Source organism: Allocoprococcus comes, from assembly GCF_013300725.1.
GTDB classification, from domain to species: Bacteria; Bacillota; Clostridia; order Lachnospirales; family Lachnospiraceae; genus Allocoprococcus; species Allocoprococcus comes_A.
Window position 1 is genome coordinate 1 of the sequence record NZ_JAAIMM010000110.1, and the last position, 555, is coordinate 555.

Sequence of the window (555 nt, forward strand, 5' to 3'; positions counted from 1 at the left end):
TGATGATACTGCAGGAAATCCCTCTGGAACGCATGGTTGCCAGAATCTTGTCAAAGTCATCCGGCAATGCTACGTTTGGCCATTCATCCATAATACAGTGTACCGGAATCGGAAGCCTTCCTCCGTACTTCCGGTCTGCCACATAATACAGTGTCTGAAACAGATTACTGTAGATCATGCCGACCAGATAATTCATACTGGTATCCGCATCCGGAATACAGCAAAACAGTGCCACTTTTTTCTCCCCGATACTGTATAAGTCCAGTTCGTCTGTACAGGTCAGATTGGCGATCTGTTTCAGATTGAACGCTGCCAGACGGACACCAACAGAAATCAAAATCGACTTCGCAGTCTTGCCGGCCGCCTGCTTGTAAATCGCATACTGCTTGACCGCAATACTCTCTGGGTCCCGCATTTCCAGTCTCTCAAACAAAATATCCAGTGGGGACTGGTAATCCTCATCATCTTCTTTTACCTGTGCACTGCCAAGCATTTCCATGATCATCGGGAAGTTCTGTTCTTCCGGTGGAGCTTCATGCAGTAAATACAGCATAA

1 protein-coding gene is annotated in these 555 nt (G+C 46.8%); it reads right to left on the reverse strand.

Going from position 1 to position 555, the window contains the following annotated elements; genetic code table 11:
• Positions 1–555 (reverse strand): type IV secretory system conjugative DNA transfer family protein (locus G4407_RS17325; RefSeq protein ID WP_173689706.1); only part of this gene is annotated, 555 nt, incomplete at both ends.